This window comes from Desulfovibrio sp. 1188_IL3213 (genome assembly GCF_036763145.1).
In the GTDB taxonomy this organism is placed as follows: Bacteria; Desulfobacterota; Desulfovibrionia; order Desulfovibrionales; family Desulfovibrionaceae; genus Desulfovibrio.
On the sequence record NZ_JBAIYR010000364.1, the window covers coordinates 1 to 2,323 of the forward strand.

Sequence of the window (2,323 nt, forward strand, 5' to 3'; positions counted from 1 at the left end):
CGCCCCGGTCCGGGCCGTCAGCAGTGTGCGGGGCGTCCGCATCGGGCGCGCTGGTCTGGCTCAGGGCCAGCATTTCGCGCGCAAGGGCTTCAAACTCAGCGTTGCTGCTCATGGCGGTGCAAAAGGTAGTCGTGCTGGAAGGCGTCAATCTGTCCGTCCAGAACCGCGTCCACGTCTCCTACCTCGGTTCCTGTGCGGTGGTCCTTGACCAGACGGTAAGGCTGAAGGGTGTAGGTGCGTATCTGGCTGCCGAAGGCTATGGCGTCTTTGCCGGCATATTGGGCCTGACGCGCGGCTTCGCGTTTTTCAAGCTCCATATTATAGAGGCGGGCGCGCAAAACGCGCAGGGCCGTTTCCTTATTGTGGTGCTGCGACTTTTCGTTCTGGCACTGGGCCGAAATGCCCGTGGGAATATGGGTTATGCGCACGGCGGAGCTTGTGGTGTTGACGCTCTGGCCGCCGGGGCCGCTGGAGCGAAAAATGTCTACCCGCAGATCAGCTTCCTTGAGGTCAAGTTCAATATCGTCGCCCGCATCGGGGATGACATCCACCGAGGCAAAAGATGTGTGCCTGCGGCCGGAAGAATCGAAGGGCGAAATGCGGATAAGGCGGTGGATGCCACGCTCGCTTTTCAGAAAGCCGAAAGCGTGCGGTCCGCCCACGCGCAGGGTGACGCTTTTGATGCCGGCTTCGTCGCCGGGCAGAAAGTCCAGTTCCTCAACCTTGTAGCCGTGATCCGCGGCCCACCGGGTATACATGCGCAGCAGCATTTCGGCCCAGTCCTGAGACTCGGTGCCGCCCGCGCCGGGGTGGATTTCGAGTATGGCATCCTGGCTGTCCTCTTCTGCGGAAAGCAGCATCACAAGTTCCGTTTCGTCCAACAGGGCGGCCAGATCTTTCTGCTGCTGCGCCAGGGATTCCAGCGCTTCGGGGTCTTCGCTTTCCGCAGCCAGAGCCAGCCATTCATTCATGTCGTCATGGCAGGTTTTGAGCCTGTTCAGGCGGGCCACCTCGTCTTCAAGGCGGCGTTTTTCCTGAAGCAGGGGCGTGAGGGCTTCGGGTTTGTCCCATGCGCCGGGACGTGAAATTTCTGTTTCAATGGCCTGCAACCTTTTTTCGCTGGCCGCCACGTCAAAGACGCCCCCAGAGGGAGGCAAAACGTTGGGCAAGGGGAGGGCAGGCGGCGCGAAGGTCGGTAAGTTGCAACATGGCGATCTGTGGGTTGAAGGTGAACCGGCTTTGGGCCGGAAATGCCGGTATTCGGCTGTATAGTATATAACAGTCTGAAAAGATACGTGATCTGCGTCAGGCGCGGGTGCGGCGGCCAATACCGCCACCGGGACCCCATAAAATCAGGCCGGTCAGCAAGACTGCGGCCACAGGCAGGGGCCAGGGCCACAGGCGATGGAACAGGCTTGATTCGCTTTCCAGGGCGGCCTTGCCCCAGATGGCCTGTTCCCTGAACTGCTCACCGCGCACAACCAGACGGCCCCGGCTGTCTACCACGACGGAGATGCCGGTATTGGTGCCGCGCAGAATCCAGCGGTTTTGTTCAAGAGCACGCAGAACCGTAAGGTAAAGATGCTGCCGCGCTGCGGGAGTGGCGCCGAACCAGCCGTCGTTGCTGATGTCTACCAGAATGTTGGCTCCATCCTGCACGCGGGCTTGGGCCAGCCAGGGAAATATACCTTCATAGCAAATGAGCATGCCCAGGGCAAGGTTGTCATAGCGCAGAGGGGCGATGGCCGTGCCGGTTTCATACACGCCCACGCCTTGCAGCAGCGCCTCAAGAAAGCCCCAGTTGAGCCATTCCGGCAGGTACTCCCCAAAGGGAACCAGATGTTCCTTGTCGTAGTGGGCGGTCACCGCGCCTGCGGGCGGCGTGAGCAGAAAGGCGCGGTTAAAGACGTCCGGTTCCTTTCTGTCCGGCCTACGCTCCACGCCGGGCGCGCCCACGAGCAGGGGACAGCCCGTGATCGCAGGCAGTTGCCGCACCCTGGGGGAGTGCAGATTATTGGTCTCGAAAAAGAACGGCAGGGCCGTTTCCGGCCAGATGATCAGGGGCTTCTCTTCCGGCTTCTGCGCCAGCGCGTCGTAGGTGAGCTTCAGGTACAGATCAACGGTCTGCCGCTGGAAGGCGGGCAGCCATTTCTGGTTCTGATCCACATTGCCTTCCACAAACAGGGCCAGCACGCTTTGTGGGCCGCCGGGTTCGCTGTCAAGCGGCTGACGGTGCATGCGCAGCGCGCCGTAGCCGAGCAGCAGGGCAACCATGAGTACGCCTGACGCCAGACACACGGGGCGGTACGACATGCGGCGGGTA

At 61.4% G+C, this 2,323-nt stretch carries 2 protein-coding genes; both read right to left on the bottom strand.

The window, feature by feature from the left end; translation table 11 throughout:
• Positions 1–95: 95 nt before the first annotated feature.
• A protein-coding gene (gene prfB / locus V6C16_RS11455; RefSeq protein ID WP_333534944.1) for a peptide chain release factor 2 occupies positions 96–1,209 on the bottom strand; the annotation gives its coding sequence in 2 pieces (ribosomal slippage) (positions 96–1,133 and positions 1,135–1,209; 1,113 coding nt in all).
• 96 nt (positions 1,210–1,305) lie between these two features.
• On the bottom strand, positions 1,306–2,323 hold a 1,018-nt coding region (gene lnt, locus V6C16_RS11460; RefSeq protein ID WP_333543264.1), incomplete at its 5' end, for an apolipoprotein N-acyltransferase.